The following is a 19,500-nucleotide window of genomic DNA, read 5'->3' as shown; positions in this document are numbered from 1 at the left end:
GGTGGTATTCCAGTTGCCGAATTTGTGCGGCAACTGGAAAACAGTGTTAGGGTTTTTGTTGTGTAAAGAACGGCTATTTTGGGGCAGATAATAGCGGCTGTAGCGTCTTATCTTGATAAATTGATTCAACTACAAACATCAGAAAATCAATCCCTTCTAGCGACGCATTTTCTGGCACTGTAAACTCACATACCCCGAGCCTAACTGGCTCCAGCGCCGTATCTTTAGGGTTGACTGTAGAAGGCGTGGGCTGTTTGTTCGGCGTTTCAGGCTGCATTTTTAATGGTTTTTGGTCTGTGGGTTGCGAACTTCCTTGTAATAAGGCGCTTACCGAGACAAGTTCTATATCTGCAGGGAGTTGTGGCAAGTATTTCTGTAAAGCACGAACGGTCGAAGGGTGTGGATGACCTATCGCAATCGCATTGCCATGTTTACGTGCATAGGCGACCGCTTTATTAAGTTGAACGCGAGTTTCTTCCTCTGATTGATGGTTATCAAGGAAGATATGGCGGCGTACAACGGGAACACCAAATTCATTTGCGGCTTTTACGGCCTGCGTATTTCCGATGGTCACGCTATCTAAAAAGAAAAAGTTCGCCTTAGACAGTGAGTTCATGACATGGCGCATACCTGAAAGACTAGAGGTCATTTCACTGCCCATATGATTATTCATGCCCTTGGCATAAGGCACTTGGCTAATGGCTCGTTTGATAATACGGTCAATTTCTTCGGCGCTCATGGTTGGTGAAAGGGTGTTTTTTTCGAGTGGTTGCTTGCTAAGGGGTTTCATCGGCATGTGAATGATAACCTCTCGCCCTTGCTGATGGGCTTTATTGGCAACAAGCTGACCATGAGGTGAATCAGGCAAGATAGCAATCGTGATTGGCGTCGGCAGCGCCAATATTTGGTTATCTTCTTTCGTGCGATAGCCAAAGTCATCAATGACTATCGCTAATTTTGCTGCACTAGCCTGAAGGCTCATCATCAAAAGAGATAAACCGATGAGTCGCATAAAAGGCCGGCGTTTTGACATAATTATATTCCTAACTATTTATTTGGCTATCTACCTAGCCAAGGGCGAGGGTTGACCGTTTTACCCTGCCGACGAATTTCGAAGTACAGTGCTGGTCGCTCTTGCCCACCACTACTTCCCACAAGGGCGATAGGTTGCCCAGCGCGAACTTCTTGCCCAACATTGACGAGAGCACTTTGGTTATAGCCATATAAGCTCATATCGCCTTTACCATGTTCAACCACGACGACGAGGCCATAACCTTGTAGCCAGTCAGCAAGTAGTACACGGCCATCGGCAATGGCTTTGACTTGTGTGCCTTCGTTAGCACCGATAACCATACCTTTCCAGCGTAGCTCACCTGAAATTGCCTCGCCATAATTGTGCAGGGTCTGTCCGCGAACTGGCCATAGTGCTTGCCCCGCAGGGCGGCCTAAGCCACCAGTACGAGACATGAGTGAACGCTCACTCTCTGAAGGTTTATAAGTCGAGCCTTTTTGTTTGGCTTTACGCTCTTTTTCGGCCACCTCAGCACGAATACGTGCGGCTTCACGTGCTTCACGCTCCGCTCTGGCTTTCGCCTCACGTTCAGCACGCGCGATCTTATCTCGCAACCTAGATTCATTTTGTTTCATGATGGCAAGATTTTTTTGATCTTCTTTAAGCGTACTTTCAAGGGCCGCAAGAGTTTGCTTACGCGCTGCCTGAGCCTTATCGAGTTTACGTTTTTCTTGCTGTTGGCGAGCTAAAGCTGTTTTTTGTTCCGCTTGTTTTTGCTGCTCAAGCTGTTTTTGCTGATTTAGCTCAAGGGTGGTGGCCTCAAGCTGTTTAATATTTTTTTCGCGCGCTTGATTGAGGTAGCTGTAATAGGCGAGGATACGCTCTTCCCGTTGGCCTTCTTCACCTTTTAAAAACAGTGATAGACCTTGGTGCTTACCTAATCGGAAGGCTGCGTCAAGTTGCTCGGCAAGTAACTTTTCGTGCTCGGCTTTTTGCTTTTGCAATCGGTTAATATTGCTGTTTAATGAGGAAATCTCTTTATCTAATTGCTTAAGTTGAGATTGTGTCTCATGTAGCTCACGCCCTGCCGCAGAAATGTTTTTCTCTTGCTGTTGGAGTTGATTCAGCAATGATGCCCGTTTGGCTTGCTGGTTTTTGACGCTTTTTTCTTTTTCAGCGATATTTTGCAGCAAATTTTGGAGCTGATCTTTATTTTCGGTGATCTGATTGGCCGCCAATACCTGATTAGGCACCAGAGAGATTAATCCACAGACGAACAGGGTTGAAGCAATAGCCTGACGAATAGCTGCTTTTTTCATCCGGTTATGTGTATTGGCCATTCTGATAGAAAACCTCGAATAAATGCGATAGCTGATTATTTCATCTGATAGCGTGAGTTACCAGCACCCTATTCTGAATATTGCAACAAATCGCGCCGAACCAAACGCGTTTTATGACCTGATGAAAACTAAATTATCTTGTAATAATTAGCATATCATCATTTGTCATCCTATTGATTGTATAGTGTATCGCGCCATTTTGTAGCATTAAATCAAATATTTTCAGTGCTCGTTAGTGCCTCTGTGTCTTTTTCCACCACACAGAATGCTTGATTTTAACAGTGCAATTTTTTGTCACGCTTTGTGCTTATGGTAAAATGGTTCGTCTATATTGATAAATAAACGCTATTTTGTCGGGATTAGAGACCATTTCTGCGGAGTGTTTCGCAAAAAAAACAATGTAGTTTGCGCTAACTGGCTGTAATTAGCTCAACACAAAGGTATACTCTGAACCCTTTGGTATTCGTTTTTAACTAACGGGAGTGATTGCCCCCCATGATGCAAGAAATCATGCAATTCGTCAGCCGGAACATGTTATTGAGTCTGGTTTGGATCGCACTATTTGTCGCGGTGGTCGTAATGACCTTTAAAGGTTTGTTCTCTAAATCAAAAGTGATCACTCGCGCGCAGGCGATTGCTCTGATTAATAAAGAAGAGGCAGTCGTTGTGGATTTACGTACTCGTGACGACTTCCGCAAAGGGCACATTATTGATTCTATCAACTTAACGCCATCTGAAATTAAAGACAATAATTTAGGTGAGCTAGATAAACACAAACAGAAACCCGTTATTGTGGTCTCTGCAAGTGGTATGGAATCAGGTAAACCGGCTGAGCACCTCGTCCAGCACGGTTTTGAAAAAGTCTTTATCTTAAAAGAAGGGATTGCTGGCTGGTCAGGTGAAAACCTGCCGTTGGCTCGTGGTAAGAAATAATTTATCCGGCGTGTAAATTGTCATATATCCAATGATGCTCATTTGAGACAGGTTAGTTTGAACATCGGCGGGTCTATACAGTCAAATTCATATGGAAGTTAAAAGGTATTAAAACTATGTCAGAACAAAACAACTCAGAAATGGTATTCCAGATCCAACGTATCTATACAAAAGATGTTTCATTTGAAGCACCGAATGCACCACATATTTTCCAGCATGAGTGGCAGCCAGAAATCAAACTGGATTTGGATACTTCTTCTACTCAATTGACTGAAGGTGTTTATGAAGTTGTTTTGCGTGTTACCACAACAGCAAAACTGGGTGAAGAAACTGCATTCCTGTGTGAAGTTCAACAAGCCGGTGTATTCTCAATCGAAGGTATTGAAGGCACGCAAATGGCACATTGCTTAGGTGCATACTGCCCTAACATTCTGTTCCCATATGCACGTGAAGCAATCACTAGCATGGTGAGCCGTGGTACATTCCCTCAACTGAACCTTGCGCCAGTTAACTTTGATGCACTGTTTATGAATTATTTGCAACAGCAGCAAGGTGAATCAGCGCCAGATACAGAAGCTCAACAGGACGCTTAATGAAAACTGCTTCAATGACAGTCATCGGTGCCGGATCTTACGGCACCGCTTTAGCCATTACGTTATCTCGTAATGGTCATCAGGTTGTGCTGTGGGGGCATGATCCTCAGCATATCCATACATTACAACAAGAACGTAGCAATCAGGCATTTTTGCCTGGCGTTTCTTTCCCTGATAGTTTATCTCTCGAAGCGGACCTCAAACGTGCCGTGGAAGCGAGTCCGAATATCTTGATCGTAGTACCAAGCCACGTTTTTGGTGATGTACTCAAGCAAATTCAACCTCATCTCCAAGCCAATACTCGTGTTATTTGGGCTACTAAAGGCTTAGAAAGAGATACAGGACGCTTATTACAAGATGTGGCACGTGAAGTATTAGGCAATGAAATTCCACTCGCGGTGCTATCTGGCCCTACGTTTGCCAAAGAGCTGGCGGCGGGGATGCCGACGGCAATTTCGGTTGCGGCAACCGACAGCCAATTTGGCGATGAACTGCAACAACTTTTCCATTGCGGTAAGAGTTTCCGTGTGTACAAAAACTCTGATATGGTCGGCGTACAGCTTGGCGGAGCCGTGAAGAACGTCATTGCGATTGGCGCGGGTATTTCTGATGGTATGGGGTTTGGCGCGAATGCGCGTACCGCATTAATTACCCGTGGCCTTGCCGAAATGAGCCGGTTAGGTGCGGCATTAGGTGCTGATCCTGCCACCTTTATGGGTATGGCGGGGTTAGGTGACTTAGTGTTAACCTGTACTGATAACCAATCACGTAACCGCCGTTTTGGTATGATGCTCGGCGATGGGGTGAGTGTCAGTGAAGCCGAAAAAGAGATTGGCCAAGTGGTGGAAGGCTATCGCAATACTAAAGAAGTGAAAGCGCTTGCTGAGCGTACTGGTGTTGAGATGCCTATCACGGAGCAAATTTATCAAATCCTCTATTGCCATAAAAATGTGTTAGAGGCTGCACAGGCTCTATTAGGGCGTGCAACAAAAGATGAAATTGCTTATACGCCGACGTCGAAAGATTAAAGTTAAAAGATAAGTGAGTCATTATGTCGCGAGAAGAATTGGATAGGATCTGGGGGTTTATTAAAGAGGAAGCAAAATCGCTTGCTGATTGTGAACCGCTACTAGCCAGTTTTTTTAATGCAACACTGCTAAAGCATGACAACTTAGGCAGTGCGCTCAGCTATATGTTAGCAAACAAGCTAAGCTCTCCCATTATGCCTGCGATGGAAGTGAGGGAGATTGTTGAAGAAGCGTATCGTAATGATGAGCAGATGATCTTTTCAGCTGCAATGGATTTATCCGCCGTGCGTCTACGTGACCCCGCGGTGGATAAATACTCTACGCCACTCCTCTACCTTAAAGGGTTCCATGCATTGCAAGGTTACCGTATTGGGCATTGGCTATGGAAAGAGGGGCGCCAAGCGCTTGCGGTTTACCTGCAAAATCAAATATCAGTCACTTTTGCAGTGGATATTCACCCTGCTGCTCGTATTGGTTGTGGCATTATGCTGGATCATGCTACGGGCATTGTGATTGGTGAAACTGCCGTTGTTGAGAACGATGTTTCTATTCTTCAATCCGTGACTTTAGGTGGTACAGGCAAAACCTGCGGTGACCGTCACCCTAAAGTACGAGAAGGCGTGATGATCGGCGCTGGCGCGAAGATTCTTGGTAATATTGAGATAGGCCGTGGCGCAAAAATTGGTGCTGGCTCGGTTGTTCTTCACCCTGTTCCCCCTCATACAACTGTCGCGGGTGTACCTGCTCGGGTGGTTGGCAAGCCAAATAGTGATAAACCATCATTTGAGATGGATCAGAACTTTAATGGTTCGATTTATGGTTTTGAAGATGGCGATGGGATTTGAGAAGAGTCATTATTTTATCTGAGCTGAAACTGCTAAAAGATATGGATGAATATACTAGCCATACAGATGAGTTATTTCATGTTACTGTATCACAATTTATTGAACCTTTTAATAATAACGACAAGCAATAATAGTTAAACCCTCATCGTCTATTGAATAAATGAGCCTATTTGTTTCATCTATTCGTCTAGACCAGAAGCCAGCTAAGTTTTCTTTTAGTGGTTCTGGTTTTTCTATCCCATAAAAGGGGGTTCTTTTAGTATCGTCAATGAGCTTATTAATGCGTTTGAGCGTTTTTTGTCTTGGGTTTGCCAGTATAGATAGTCTTCCCATCCTTGGTCAGTTCATATTAAAAATCTACTCATTTATAAGCTCTCTTTTCTTTACTTTTCCGGCTTTAAATTGAGCGATTGATTTATTTAAATGTTCGGCATTTGCTGGTGAGCGTAATAAATCGTTTCCATTAGGCTATTGTAATAACTCTAAAGACATAACTACAGCATCCTCTGAGTCACGACGAGTGATGATAGTTGTATCTGCATCATCAACAACGCTATCTAATACCGATTTTAGATTATTTCTAGCATCACTAAATGAAATTGTTTTCATTTACCCTCCTATACTTGTACTTTATTCTGTACAGGTATAATGGCGTTATAAGGACAGTTCAAGCATGCATGGCTGCTAAATCAGTCGCGTAATAATGCTCCTGCGTAACCCAACTGCCTCCATGCCTCGAACACCACCACTGCAACAGAGTTGGATAGGTTCATACTGCGACTATCTGCCAACATAGGGATACGAATTTTTTGCTCAATTGGCATATTGTCGAGTACGTAAGGGGGTAATCCCCGCGTTTCTGGACCAAACATTAAATAATCATCTTGCCGATAGCTTACATTACTGTGGCTTGGCTTACCTTTGGTGGTTAAAGCAAAAACGCGAGCACCGCTAGCAGATTGGTTATTATCAGGACTTAAGCCTTCGCTATCTAAAAAAGCATAATAGTCATGATGGTGTTTGATATCGGCGAATTCACTGTAATCTAAGCCTGCACGGCGTAGTCGCTTATCATCCCAAGTAAAGCCTAGCGGATGGATAAGGTGCAAACTAAATCCGGTATTGGCACAAAGGCGAATAATATTGCCCGTATTTGGCGGGATCTCTGGTTCGAATAAAACAATATGTGGCATAACGAATGGTTGTATTAAACAGTCAAGTTAGATGGAACAATGAGGAAGGATTTTACGCGCAAATGGTACAAGTTGCATGTAGTTGTTGAAGCTAAATAAAAAAGCGGGTTCGATAAGGAACCCGCTGTTAAGTGAAGGATCTCAATTAAAGGCTATTGCTGCTTATAGCCGTTAGGGTTTTGAGATTGCCAACGCCACACGTCGTTAGCCATATCTTGGATAGAGTATTTTGCTGTCCACCCGAGTTCACGTTGTGCTTTAGCGGGGGTTGACCAATACTCAGCAATATCACCAGGGCGGCGGTCTGCTACTTTATAAGGGATTGGCTTACCTACAGCTTTTTCAAAAGCAGCAATGACTTCAAATACACTAGTCCCTGTACCTGTACCTAAGTTATAGGTATGCAAACCCGCCTTTTGGCTAACACAATTTAAGGCGGCAATATGTCCATCGGCTAAATCCATTACGTGAATATAATCACGAACGCCCGTACCGTCTTTAGTTGGGTAGTCGCTACCAAATACTGTCAGCTCAGGGCGACGTCCAACTGCAACCTGAGCAATAAATGGAGTTAGGTTATTAGGAATACCGTTAGGATCTTCTCCCATCAAGCCTGAATGATGAGCGCCTACAGGGTTAAAGTAGCGAAGCAAGACAGCCGACCATGTTGGGTCAGAGATCACTAAGTCAGCTAAGATGCGTTCTACCATATATTTACTGGTGCCATATGGGCTATTTGTATTACCGACAGAAGCTTCTTCCGTTAAAGGTATATGCTCAGGCTCACCATACACAGTGGCTGATGAGCTAAAAATTAAGCTTTTGACACCCGCTTTTTGCATACTGGCAAGTAATACTAACGTGCCATTGACGTTATTATCATAATACTCAATCGGTTTTTGAACGGATTCACCAACCGCTTTTAACCCAGCAAAGTGGATTACCGATGTGATTTGGTGCTCAGCAAAAATCGTATCCAGAATAGCGTTATCACGTACATCACCGGCATAGAAGACAGGTTTTTTATCTGTGATGGTTTCAATGCGGTTGAGTACTTCTGGGTTGGCATTACATAAATTATCTAAAATAATTGGCTGCATGCCTTGTTCAATCATCTGCACACAGGTATGGCTACCAATGTAGCCAAGACCGCCTGTGACTAAGACCTTTGTATGATTCATTTTAAATTCCTGTACGGCTAGTACTCGTAGACATAGTTATAGTCGTCTGATTTTGCATCGATACCATTGAGGATCACGCCTGTGATTTCGATATCGTTTTGTTTAAAGCGTTTTAGCGATAGCTCAACGTCTTTCACCGTATTGACACCATAGTAGGCAATAAGCAGTGAGGTACCGACGTACTTACCGATAATCGCGGAGTCAGTGATTGCTAAGATTGGGGCGGTATCGATAACCACGATATCATATTGCCCTTTCACCGTGTCGAGCAGGTGTTTAAAACGTTCTCCCATCAGTAACTCAGAAGAGTGAGTGACATTTTTACCACGGCAGATCACATCTAGGTTTTCAATCACACCATGGTGAATGGTAGGCTGAGCTGTATCTTGTTGGGCTAAATATTCGGATAACCCTGCTTTATTGCTTAAGCCAAAGGCTTTATGAATACGGCCTTTACGTAAGTCGGTATCAATTAAGAGGACTTTTTTACCCGCATTAGCTAATACAACCGCCATATTAGAGGTAACAAAGCTTTTACCTACGCCCGGTGACGCACTACTGATCATCACCAAGTTATTCCCTTGGTTCATCACCGAGAAGTAAACGCTGGTACGCAGGGAACGGATGGCTTCTACTGCCGTATCGGCTGGGTTTTCCAATGCAAGTGGGCGTTTATTCCCCGCTGCAATTAATTTTTTCTCATGAGTAGAGAATGGGATGGTGGCATAGACGTTAACACCCAATGCATCGATATCCTCAGTACCTTTAATCTTATTATTAAAGAACTCACGAGCGATCACATAAGCACAACCCACAATAAAACCGAGGATCGTCGCCAGAACCATTATGAGCGCTTTTTTCGGTGCCACGGCATTGGGTTGAGATTCTGCCGAGTCAATAATGCGTACATCGGCGGTGATCCCGGAGTTTAATACGCTCAGCTCTTGCTGTTTGGCCACTAGCTGATTATAGATAGCTTGCTCGGATTCCACATCACGGGTTAAACGCACAATCTGTTGCTGGGTATTAGGGAGTTTTTGGATATTTTTACTGATTTTCTCTTTTTCACGTAACAGTTGCTGACGCTTATCCAGCAATGCTTGGTAAGCGGGGTGGTTACGGGTATAGAGTTGTTGGATCTCTACCTCTTTAAAGGTTAACTCATTGAGCTTCTCTTCGACTTGTAAGGCGCTATCAAGAGCTGATTTAGCCTCTAAGGACAGGTCGATAGATTCATTTTTTTTACGGAAAGCATTTAATTGGTTTTCATAGTTGTCCAATTTAGCTTTAACTTTCGGTAAATATTCATTTAAGAATAGCAAAGTATTATTTGTAACTTCTTTTTTATGTTCAGTATTTTGATCTACATAGTTTTGGATAATGCTATTTAAAATCTGCACATTTTCGATTTTATCATCACCTTTAATAGCAAGATTAATAATACCCGTACCTTTACCGACTTCTGCAACCGTTAAGGTATTACGTAGGTTTTCAATGGTCGAATAACGGGCATTTTTAGATAAGGTAAATTCTTGTCCGATTTCAGCATTGATTGAGGATACCAGCAAACTGATTTCATCTTGTTTTAGGAGTTCCCCCACGTTGCCTTCAACGGTTTGATTATCAATATGAAGAGCATAACGGTTTTCGCCTAAATAGGTCAGGATAGCGGGTTCACCAATAAGAAGTTCAGGTAAAGAATAGAGGGATATAGAGACAGAAGCTTTATCTCCCCAAAGCCTATCGAAAAAACCAGCGGGTGCGGTGTGGATATCTAAATTAAGGTCTGCAACCGTTTTACCGAGCACCATCCGAGACTTAATGACCTCGATTTCGGAATCGGCTTGGCTATTACTATTAGCAAATGGCATCACATCGCTCATTTGATCTAACAATGAAACTTGGCTCATTTTATCGTATTGCAGTGTCGCATTGGCTTGATAGATTGGTGTCGCTAGAAAGCTATAAGCGGCACCAATAACAATAAAAAAGAGGGTAAAAAAGCCGATTTTAAGGTAGCTGGATTTGAGTACCTTAAATAGCGCCAGCAGATCGATTTCGTCCGAGGCAGCGGAGCTGGTTTTTGTCGTGTTCATAATCAATTAACGTTAAGCCTTTAAAATAGTAAAATTAAATTTTCCCTTGCCACTGTATAACGGCTTTTTCCATCAGTTGATAAACATGCTCGAACATTTCATCACTGCGTTTATGCGGATCTGGGATCTCGGTTTTATTTAGCCACTGGCCGAACAGCATGACTTTGCCACGCGTCTCGGGGAATTGTTGATGGATTCTATCAATATGGTCGTTTTCCATCACTAGGATTAAGTCTGCTTCTTTACATAATTCACTGGTTAAACGACGTGATTGATGACCATCTAAAGAGAGATTGTGGTTTTGTGCAATACGGATGGCGCTATCATAAGCGGGGCGATCCTCTTTGGCGATAATGCCTGCGGAGTGCACTTTTTTATCGGGGAAATGAGTTTGTAATAGGCGCTCCCCCGTGGGGGAGCGGCAAATATTCCCCATACAGACAACGAGAATATTATTAAACATATGGATTACCAGTCATGAATACGTTTAGTACCTTCGGTTAACTGATTATATGACGCGATGGTTGGTAGCAATTGGGTGATTAGGCGGTTCCAACGTACAACTGGAGCGGCAGTGACATAAACTAAGTCATAAGGTTGCAGTTTAAATTCCGTTCCCATCACCATGGCAGTGGCATCGGATAAATCTAACTGATAGACCGCCGCCATTTTTTTCGGCAGTAGGGCATCCAGCTCTTTATCGCCCGAGGTTTGGTTTTTAATTGGACGGATGACAAATACGCCGGTTGCATTAGCGGTATTTTGATCTGTACCGCCTGCTTTACTCAGTGCCTCAGTAATACTCATGCCAGCACGGTCAATGGTTAGGGTGTTTGGCTGACCCACTTCGCCCATCACAAACACTTTCTGCCCGTCGTTACGTGGTACATATAACACATCACCCGGTAGCATCAGATGGTTTTGGGTTAGGTCGCCATACTGAACTAATGCTTGCAGTGAAATTTTAATTTCTTTGCCATTTCGGGTGAGTACGACATTGTCCCAATCGGCTTTTTCAGTCAGGCCGCCTGCATTATTAAAGGCCTCTAAAACCGTTAGCGGTACGTTAGTAATCGGCAATGTACCGGGTTTAGCCACTTCACCTGACACATACATTTTCTGTGAGCGGAAGGCAGCAATGCTGACATCCACTTGTGGTGATTCGATATAAGTTGATAGACGGTTACTCACTAGATTACGGATTTCAGTGACCGTTTTGCCTATGACTTTCACTTTACCGATATACGGATAGTAGATAGTACCATCGGAATGCACCCAGTTACCGGAGTCCGCAGCGCTACGGTAAGAGCCGGCAGGAATGGTTAACTCAGGGTGATCCCATACCGTAATGGTTAATACATCACCCACACCAACACGGTATTCATAGGTTGCAAGTTGCTTCTCTAAGGTTGGGTTGGGTTTTGCAATAACTTGTGGGGTATACATCTCATCTAACAGTTTTGGCGAGATCGGGTAGATATCCACAAATTTAGAAATATCACGATCGCCAGTGTCGACGATATTTTTGCCCGAGGTAGACATATAGACACCAGGGGTAACAGTGCAGCCAGTTAATGCTGTGAGCATGATTGCAATAACAGAAAGACGTTTCATAAACACTCGCGATCCCTTTGGCAAGATGATTAAAAATATTTAATTTATTTAAATTCATACTGAACAGTATTAGCAATCCCTTTCTCCAGTGTGACTGGCGGTGTGAAAGAGGTGTCAGCAATATAGTTTGACTTAAACTGTGTTCTAGCACAAAATTTTTTCACTCGAATACTGCTTACTGGAAATTCTTTACCTGTCAGTTTAGATAAGATATCGAAACAATACCCGCCCATAATACCGATAGGATAAGGAATACGAATATTAGATTTGGACTTACCTAAAGCATTACAAATGACGGTAGTTAGTTCATCCATCGTAAAATCTGGCTTATCAATATAGTTAAAAACGTGTTTACCTTCAGTGAAGGTAGTAGCGAAATGGATAAATGCTGCAACGTTTTCAACATATGCCATCGATTTTTGGTTATTACCACCACCAATCATTAAAAAACGACCGGAAGCAATTTGACGGAATAGATTATAAACATTTCCACGATTATTCTCGCCAAATACCACCGTTGGACGAATAGTAACTAGTATATTGTCACTTGATTTAGCTTGCCAAGCATCATACACATGTTCGGCTTGTAATTTTGATTTTCCATAATCATTAAATGGATGATATTCACCATCTTCACCAGTCTCTTTTTCTACAAATCCATAAACAGCAACAGAAGAGGTAAATACGATATGTTTAATACCAAGTTGTTCAGCAACATCACAGACATTTTTCGCTCCATCCACGTTTACTTCGTAGTATAGGCTAATAGGATGAACGTTATCTTTATGTTGAGCGGAAAGGTTAATGATTACATCACTTCCTTTTAATGGCTCAACAAGTGTTTCAGGTTTAGTCACATCCCCAAACTCCCACTTTTCAGGGTGAGCTTCACTTTTTTGAATGTCGATAATTTTAAAATCAATATTTTGAGATTTTAGTTGGTTAGATAGGCGAGTACCAATGAAACCAGAGCCACCGATGATTGTTAACATAGTTTATCCTAACGCTTATTTTCTGATAATGCCTTTAATGGCATAACCAATAAAGTATTTTGTTGATTTTATAAAATTAAAATTTAATTCTTGACGATAAAATTTCCACTGATTCTTTGCTGCATCTAATTTATTTTGCGTCATACCAGAATCAGTTCTATAGTCAGCAAGTACATGAGGACAACAATAAGCGGTATGACCTTGTGACAATATTTTTAGCCATAGACCCATATCTTGCCTTTTTCGGATGAGGGGCATAAATTGCTTACCTAATATTTTAGTGTCATAAATGGCAGTGAGGCATCCGATCACATTACAGTAGAGCAATTCATTATATGTTACGGTATTTGGTGGAATAACAATTTTACCTTTCCCTTCTTGAGTAAATTTCTGATATTGCGTATAAGAAAGAGGATAACCACCTGAAACCATATGCTCTAATTGTACTTCTAGTTTATTTGGTCGCCATAAGTCATCACTATCTAAGAAAGCAATAAACCTGCCTTGTGCAGCCTCTATACCTGTATTTCTCGCCACACCAGCCCCACCATTTTGAGCTAATTGGATTAATTTTATTCGGTTATCATGAAATGAATTGATAATATTAATAGAGTTATCTGTAGATAAATCATCAACAATAATCAGTTCAAAATTTTTATAAGTTTGATTTATTACAGAATTAATAGATTCTTTAATATATTGCTCTGCATTATAGCAAGGCATAATAATAGAAACTAATTCTTGAGTAGAGGCTTCAGACATATATTTATTACCAAATTAGTCATTACCAAAAAGATCTCGGGTATACACTTTATCCGCCACATCTTCGATTTCAGGCACCATCCGGTTAGCCAAAATAATGTCGCTGTCCGCTTTAAAGGCCTCAAGGTCACGGTAGACTTTCGAGCGGAAGAACTCATCTTCTTTCAGCACCGGCTCATACACAATCACTTCGATACCTTTGGCCTTAATACGTTTCATCACGCCCTGCACCGCAGAGGCACGGAAATTATCAGAGCCTGCCTTCATCACCAAACGGTATACCCCCACTTTACGTGGCGCTTTGGCAATAATCGCATCGGAAATAAAGTCTTTACGTGTGCGGTTAGACTCCACAATGGCGTTAATCAGGTTATTCGGCACATCATCGTAGTTTGCCAACAACTGTTTGGTGTCTTTAGGGAGACAATACCCGCCGTAACCGAAAGAGGGATTGTTGTAGTGGCTACCGATACGCGGGTCTAATGACACCCCTTCAATGATTTGTCGTGCGTTCAAACCGCGACTTTCTGCATAGGTATCTAATTCATTGAAATAGGCGACACGCATAGCCAAATAGGTGTTTGCAAACAGTTTAATCGCTTCGGCTTCCGTGCTGTCAGTAAACAGCACCGGAACATCTTTCTTGATGGCTCCTTCCAGCAGCAAGTTAGCAAAAATCGCTGCCCGCTCAGAGCGCTCCCCTACCACAATACGAGAAGGGTGCAGGTTATCCCAAAGTGCACGGCCTTCGCGTAAAAACTCAGGCGAGAAAATCACATTAGTGTAGCCAAACTCTTCGCGTAAGCGCTCAGTAAAGCCAACCGGAATGGTGGATTTCACAATGATAGTGGCGGCAGGATTGATTTTCTGCACGTCGTGAATGACCGATTCCACTGACTTGGTATTAAAGTAGTTGGTTTTAGGGTCATAGTCAGTGGGGGTCGCCACAATCACATATTGTGCGTCAGTATAGGCTTCGACAATATCTTGTGTCGCTCGGAAATTGAGTGTTTTTTCGCGTAGAAATTGCTCGATTTCGGTATCGATAATTGGCGACTGTTTGTTGTTAAGCATCGCCACTTTTTCGGCAATGATATCGACTGCCACCACTTCGTGGTGTTGTGACAGTAACATGGCATTGGACAGACCCACATAGCCTGTACCCGCAATTGCTATTTTCATTGATACACCTGATTGTTAGTACTTATATATGGTAGATGGTAGGTTAGGAATTCATTGTTATAACGTCATTATAAATTTGTCTTATTTTATCTATATATATGTCTTTAGAAAATAATATCGCACTTTCTCTAGATAATTTACTTAATTCCAGTTTTTTTTCAAAACTATAATTAGTTATTTCATCCATTAATGATATGAAATCTTGTTCGTTTTTAGCAAAATAAAAGGACTTACAATTTATTCCTGATAATCCAGTTCCTTCTAATCCGACAACAATATTACCACGCGCAGCTGCTTCGGCATATACCATACCAAAGGTTTCATTATTACTTGGTAATGCAAATATTTCAGATTTATCTAATTGTTTTATAACTTCAGAGCGAGAGATTTTTCCTAGAAATTCGATATTGTTATATGAATAAAACTTATTTTTTAGTTTCTGAATTACTTTACCACTCCCGATAACACTTAGACTGGTTGAATCTTTATGATTACTAACGTATTGAACTACCCAATCTATATTTTTTCTTTTAATTCCTTTTGCAATTATTGTTATATGATTTTTCTTTTTTTCACTAAATTTTTCTACAGGAGAGAAAAAATCATTATGTATAAAGTTATAAACTATTTCTTTTGAATTATGGAGAAATTTTTCTCTCAATAAATTTGGTGTTATCCCTATTATTTTAGAGGACTGTTCAATGGTTTTTCTTGCTAGTTGAATATTGTTTCTATTCTTATTAAAGTTAAAATAGTCTCCTTCTCTAATTGATATTACGTATGGGATTTTATAGCGCTTAGAGATGGCATGAGCAATCAGAGCATCAGGAAAAATATAATGGGCATGTATTATTTGAGGAGAGAATTTTTTTATCGTATTAGCTAGGCTTTTATTCAAATAAAAATTTAATTTACCACTTAATATCCACTCTAAGTATGATGTGGGTAACCGAATATAATTAATGCATGATATATTAAAACCTTCGCTTATGAAGTTGTCATTTATATTAATTATTGCTTGAGCTCTACCACCCATATATTTTAAAATAGACGGAATGATTTCTCTAGGATAAAATATTTTTGTTAGCATTCCTGATTCATTCTGAGCTTCAATTTGCTGTAAAATTATATTGTTTTCTGGAAAACCTGGAATAGGAATATTTTTACAAATGTGAAGAACTCTTATATCTTGATTCATTCCTTTTCAACTCTATTATTGATAGCTTTTAGTAAGTTTTGATTGTTTTTTAAATAATCGTATTTATCTAATATTGTATCTTGCGCATTTTTTCGAATGTTATTTAGTTCTAATAAATCTAATTTTGATATATCTTGAATAGTGCTGCATATATCAATTGGTGATTTTTCTGGTACTAAAAAACCATTTTTTTTATTCTGAATTAGCTCTGGAATACCCGAGTGATATGTAGATATAACAATTAGTCCCATAGCCATAGCTTCCATTAATGCAACAGGAATACCCTCTTGATCTCCATCTTTAGCAGTAATGCTTGGTAATAAGAATATATCAGAATTCACTAGCAATTGCTGAACATCATTGTTGGGCACCTTTCCTGTAAATATAACTTTACTATTAATATTCAAATCACTAACGAGTTGTTTTGCTTTAGTTAGGAGGTCACCTTCACCTACAATTGTTAATTTAACCGAAAAATTATTGGGTAACTTACTTATAGCTTTTATGGAGTCAAAGACTCCTTTTTTTTCTGTCAATCGTCCTACTTGTATGATATTAAGCGTATCTTTAAAAGGAGTGTTTCTTCTTTTTAAAAAGTCAGAAGGAAAAATTCCCATTCTAAAAATTAATATTTTCTCCTCTATAGCGCCAAGGTTTAAAAGAGTTTTTTTCCAGTTAGCGCTAATTGGTAACAAAAGTTCGCATTTATTAAATGCCGAACAATATATTGATTTGTATTTATATAATACTTTTTTTCTGCTTAACTCAAAGCCATGATAAATGACACCTATTTTACCATTTATCAAATTTAAATCACGCATTTTAGCTATAAAGTAACCATTCACTCCAAAATGAACAAATATATAATCGAAGCTATGAAGCTTTTTTATATTAGCTAACGCATATAATAAGTTTACTTTGTGAGCAATGTTCAAATTATTATCATAAATGATAGAAGTTATTTGACTCAATTTTTTTTGCATTAGTAAAGTAAAAATTACTTTTGGTAAACTTAATACTCTCGATAATTTTTTATTTTTATTTAAAATGGTGATTAATTTTTCTTTTTTTAAACCAATGCTATCTATGATGTAAGAATTTTCTTTAATATAGATATTGGTCATAACTGTTACATCATGGCCTAAAGATATAAGACTTTTTATCTGATTTGAAACAAAAGTTTGTGATAGTACAGGGAAGTTATGGCAATAAATACATATTTTCATATTATTCCTATAGTTCATTAATTAATATAATAAACTTCAGTGATTATATTTTTATAGATTCCAACTAATAATTTTTCTTGCCTAAGACGAATTTAGCATTAAATAATCTGAATATTAATAATATTAGTAATAAAAATATCAAATTTAGTATAATAGTTTTTGCAAAAATAAAATAAGTAAATGATTGATTTATTCGTAGGTCATAGACCGTATAAAACAAAAAAGGAGTAATAACAATTGGGTTTAATGGGGTTATATAATCAATTGTTTTAATAAATAGATAAATTGAGATGGCGACTAAAAAAGGAGCTATAAACAATCCTAGATAACCATACATAGACCATGCTTGCCCTAGGAAATAACTATTAGAATTAACTAGGTCGGTACGATTTCCATATATCCACGGAAGTATATCTATATCAGCTCTGGAGGGTTCTATATCAAACTTGTTAATAAATGGCATGCCTTCAAATAAATATTTATCTGATGGAACTATATGAGCAATTATATTGTAAAATCCTTGATTTTGCCCTAAAAACAATCTATCTACTATAGAAGATAAAGAGTCAGAGTCACCTAATTCCATTATATTTGTGTATAATAAAAATACACCTGTAGGGATTAATATAATAGAAATTATAACTTTAAGGTTAACTGTATACTTAGATAAATATATAAATACTAGGCCTGCTATGTATAAAAACATTGGAGCTTTTTGTCCTGTGTAAAAGGATTCCCATAAGCATAGCAAAAAAGATAGAAGGAAATATACCGTTATAATTTTTTTCTTAGGAGTATTTATGTAAATATAGAATCCCAAATATCCTTGTAACATTATTAATAATTCAACGAATTGCTTGATATATGGGAGATAATATTTCGAGGGGTTATTCTGCATATCGATTCTAGTTATATAACCTTGAGCAATATCTCCTGTCAAAAAATACATCGCGGGTGGTTTGGGTAATATTAAATATTTAAAAATAACAACAAAAATAGATAGAAGTAATAAACCCCACAGTCCTTTTTTAAATTCACTATAGTTAATTTCCAAATGAGTATACTTTATGTAATTTTTTAATGGAAAAATAAACAAAAGAGAATATATTATGGTGGTTATTATGAATACAGAGAAAAAATACCAAAGCCCAATTTCAAATAAAAGAGAGTAATCAATTCCTTTGTAACGCCATGAATCAAAATTGAAGAAAGAAATTAATATAACACCAGGCATTGATAAAAAAGAGATGTTATATAATAAGGTGAGCTCCAATGGGTGATATTTTATTCTTCCTTTTTTTAATATATATCTATTAGATAGTTTTTTTATAATCAGGTAATATAAAATGGAAGCTAATATTGCAATAGAGACTTGAATAGCTATATTAAAATTCGACATATGATTTTTGAGAGAGAAAGTTTAGATAGAATATTCAGGATAAGCAAATTTAAAGGCCTTCTATTATTACCTAAATATTTAGCGCATAGTATCAATGTATTATAGTCATGTAATCTTGATTTTATAAAACACTTGACAATCCAGTTATTTTCTAATTTATACTGTTCTAAGTCAATTTTTTTCTTTTGCTCAATGTAACCTACATTACAAAGTTTTGAATTAGAGTTTGAAATGGACTCATTAACACGATAATGAATAGTTATTGCATTAAGAAAATGAAATTTATAGTACTTTGATAGCGTTAACCACATAGGATAATCTTCTATAAGTGTATTTTTTTCATCTAATTTACCCATTTTCTTAATTGCATCTTTGTGAATAAAACTAGTAGGTGCACAACGCATCCCTCCATGTTTTCTTAGTTTTCTTAATTGCTCTTGTAAAGAATTAGAGTTAAAAATTTCCATTTGCTTCAGTGGGGGGTAGGTACAATTATGTAGTCCACTTAGGTCAAAAGGTACCATTTTAGAAAAAATAATCTTAGAGTTTGTGTCTTTTGCATAAGCTAGGTTTTTTTTAATACATTCTGGTAATAATTTATCATCAGCAGCAATTAATTTTATCCAGTCACCTATACAATTAGAAATGGCTCTATTACAATTAGCCGAAACGCCTGAGTTTTTATTTTTTCTTACTATTAAAGTGGAAAAAAATAACTTACCATAAGTAGTAACCCAATTCTCGGCTATTTTCAATGTGTCATCTATAGAAGCATCATCAGAAATAATTAATTGTATTTTTTTTAGGTTTATTGTTTGATTTTGTATGCTTTCCAGTGTTTCCAATATCGTCTTAGCTGAATTGTAACTAAGAATCACAACACTAATAATTTCATTATTCATTTTG

Annotated in this window: 20 protein-coding genes; 4 read left to right on the top strand and 16 right to left on the bottom strand. The window is 38.9% G+C overall.

The window, feature by feature from the left end:
- Positions 1-73 precede the first annotated feature (73 nt).
- Both I3B46_RS21295 and envC read right to left on the bottom strand, forming a co-directional pair.
- A complete protein-coding gene (locus tag I3B46_RS21295) occupies positions 74-1,033 on the bottom strand; it encodes a divergent polysaccharide deacetylase family protein (RefSeq protein ID WP_040132594.1) in 960 nt (319 codons plus the stop codon).
- Positions 1,034-1,059: 26 nt separating this feature from the next.
- On the bottom strand, positions 1,060-2,352 hold the full coding sequence (gene envC, locus I3B46_RS21290; protein ID WP_154625771.1) for a murein hydrolase activator EnvC: 1,293 nt from the start codon (positions 2,350-2,352) through the stop codon (positions 1,060-1,062).
- Positions 2,353-2,847: 495 nt separating this feature from the next.
- Here envC and I3B46_RS21285 point away from each other — a divergent pair, with 495 nt between their 5' ends.
- From I3B46_RS21285 to cysE, 4 genes are all read left to right on the top strand, one after another.
- Positions 2,848-3,285, top strand: coding sequence for a rhodanese-like domain-containing protein (locus tag I3B46_RS21285; protein WP_004924305.1), 438 nt, complete (start codon positions 2,848-2,850; stop codon positions 3,283-3,285).
- Positions 3,286-3,401: 116 nt separating this feature from the next.
- Entirely contained in the window at positions 3,402-3,878 is a 477-nt protein-coding gene (gene secB, locus I3B46_RS21280; RefSeq protein WP_014657213.1) for a protein-export chaperone SecB, read from the top strand.
- Entirely contained in the window at positions 3,878-4,906 is a 1,029-nt protein-coding gene (gene gpsA, locus I3B46_RS21275) for an NAD(P)H-dependent glycerol-3-phosphate dehydrogenase (protein WP_196993136.1), read from the top strand. Before secB ends, gpsA begins: the two co-directional genes overlap by 1 nt.
- Before the next feature lie 23 nt (positions 4,907-4,929).
- Positions 4,930-5,751, top strand: a complete 822-nt coding sequence (gene cysE, locus I3B46_RS21270) for a serine O-acetyltransferase (RefSeq protein ID WP_004924317.1) — start codon at positions 4,930-4,932, stop codon at positions 5,749-5,751.
- A gap of 108 nt (positions 5,752-5,859) precedes the next feature.
- Here the strand turns inward: cysE and I3B46_RS21265 are convergent, their stop codons facing one another.
- From I3B46_RS21265 to I3B46_RS21200, 14 genes are all read right to left on the bottom strand, one after another.
- Positions 5,860-6,084, bottom strand: a complete 225-nt coding sequence (locus tag I3B46_RS21265; RefSeq protein WP_426164044.1) for a Txe/YoeB family addiction module toxin — start codon at positions 6,082-6,084, stop codon at positions 5,860-5,862.
- Positions 6,085-6,219: 135 nt separating this feature from the next.
- A complete protein-coding gene (locus I3B46_RS22805) occupies positions 6,220-6,360 on the bottom strand; it encodes a type II toxin-antitoxin system Phd/YefM family antitoxin (RefSeq protein WP_427864963.1) in 141 nt (46 codons plus the stop codon).
- Positions 6,361-6,440: 80 nt separating this feature from the next.
- On the bottom strand, positions 6,441-6,944 hold the full coding sequence (gene trmL / locus I3B46_RS21255) for a tRNA (uridine(34)/cytosine(34)/5-carboxymethylaminomethyluridine(34)-2'-O)-methyltransferase TrmL (protein WP_014657216.1): 504 nt from the start codon (positions 6,942-6,944) through the stop codon (positions 6,441-6,443).
- A gap of 152 nt (positions 6,945-7,096) precedes the next feature.
- Entirely contained in the window at positions 7,097-8,125 is a 1,029-nt protein-coding gene (gene galE, locus I3B46_RS21250; protein WP_196993135.1) for a UDP-glucose 4-epimerase GalE, read from the bottom strand.
- A gap of 17 nt (positions 8,126-8,142) precedes the next feature.
- On the bottom strand, positions 8,143-10,221 hold the full coding sequence (locus tag I3B46_RS21245) for a polysaccharide biosynthesis tyrosine autokinase (RefSeq protein ID WP_196993134.1): 2,079 nt from the start codon (positions 10,219-10,221) through the stop codon (positions 8,143-8,145).
- Positions 10,222-10,255: 34 nt separating this feature from the next.
- The gene (locus I3B46_RS21240; RefSeq protein ID WP_014657219.1) at positions 10,256-10,684 is read right to left on the bottom strand and encodes an arsenate reductase/protein-tyrosine-phosphatase family protein; all 429 of its coding nucleotides are present in this window, start codon (positions 10,682-10,684) and stop codon (positions 10,256-10,258) included.
- A gap of 5 nt (positions 10,685-10,689) precedes the next feature.
- Positions 10,690-11,835: a polysaccharide export protein gene (locus I3B46_RS21235; protein ID WP_196993227.1), complete on the bottom strand. Its 1,146-nt coding sequence runs from the start codon at positions 11,833-11,835 to the stop codon at positions 10,690-10,692.
- 44 nt (positions 11,836-11,879) lie between these two features.
- Entirely contained in the window at positions 11,880-12,827 is a 948-nt protein-coding gene (locus I3B46_RS21230; protein ID WP_196993133.1) for an NAD-dependent epimerase/dehydratase family protein, read from the bottom strand.
- A gap of 15 nt (positions 12,828-12,842) precedes the next feature.
- Positions 12,843-13,589, bottom strand: a complete 747-nt coding sequence (locus I3B46_RS21225) for a glycosyltransferase family 2 protein (RefSeq protein WP_196993132.1) — start codon at positions 13,587-13,589, stop codon at positions 12,843-12,845.
- A gap of 15 nt (positions 13,590-13,604) precedes the next feature.
- The gene (locus I3B46_RS21220) at positions 13,605-14,771 is read right to left on the bottom strand and encodes a nucleotide sugar dehydrogenase (protein WP_196993131.1); all 1,167 of its coding nucleotides are present in this window, start codon (positions 14,769-14,771) and stop codon (positions 13,605-13,607) included.
- A 43-nt stretch (positions 14,772-14,814) separates the two neighbouring features.
- Positions 14,815-15,969: a glycosyltransferase gene (locus I3B46_RS21215; RefSeq protein WP_196993130.1), complete on the bottom strand. Its 1,155-nt coding sequence runs from the start codon at positions 15,967-15,969 to the stop codon at positions 14,815-14,817.
- Positions 15,966-17,195 (bottom strand): glycosyltransferase, encoded by a 1,230-nt coding sequence (locus I3B46_RS21210; RefSeq protein WP_196993129.1) that lies wholly within the window; start codon positions 17,193-17,195, stop codon positions 15,966-15,968. Before I3B46_RS21210 ends, I3B46_RS21215 begins: the two co-directional genes overlap by 4 nt.
- A gap of 64 nt (positions 17,196-17,259) precedes the next feature.
- On the bottom strand, positions 17,260-18,594 hold the full coding sequence (locus I3B46_RS21205) for an oligosaccharide repeat unit polymerase (RefSeq protein ID WP_196993128.1): 1,335 nt from the start codon (positions 18,592-18,594) through the stop codon (positions 17,260-17,262).
- Positions 18,576-19,496, bottom strand: coding sequence for a glycosyltransferase family 2 protein (locus I3B46_RS21200; RefSeq protein WP_196993127.1), 921 nt, complete (start codon positions 19,494-19,496; stop codon positions 18,576-18,578). Before I3B46_RS21200 ends, I3B46_RS21205 begins: the two co-directional genes overlap by 19 nt.
- Positions 19,497-19,500 lie beyond the last annotated feature (4 nt).

Source organism: Providencia sp. 2.29 (genome assembly GCF_015832305.1).
GTDB lineage: Bacteria > Pseudomonadota > Gammaproteobacteria > Enterobacterales > Enterobacteriaceae > Providencia > Providencia stuartii.
This window is presented reverse-complemented; position numbering and strand designations above follow the sequence as displayed.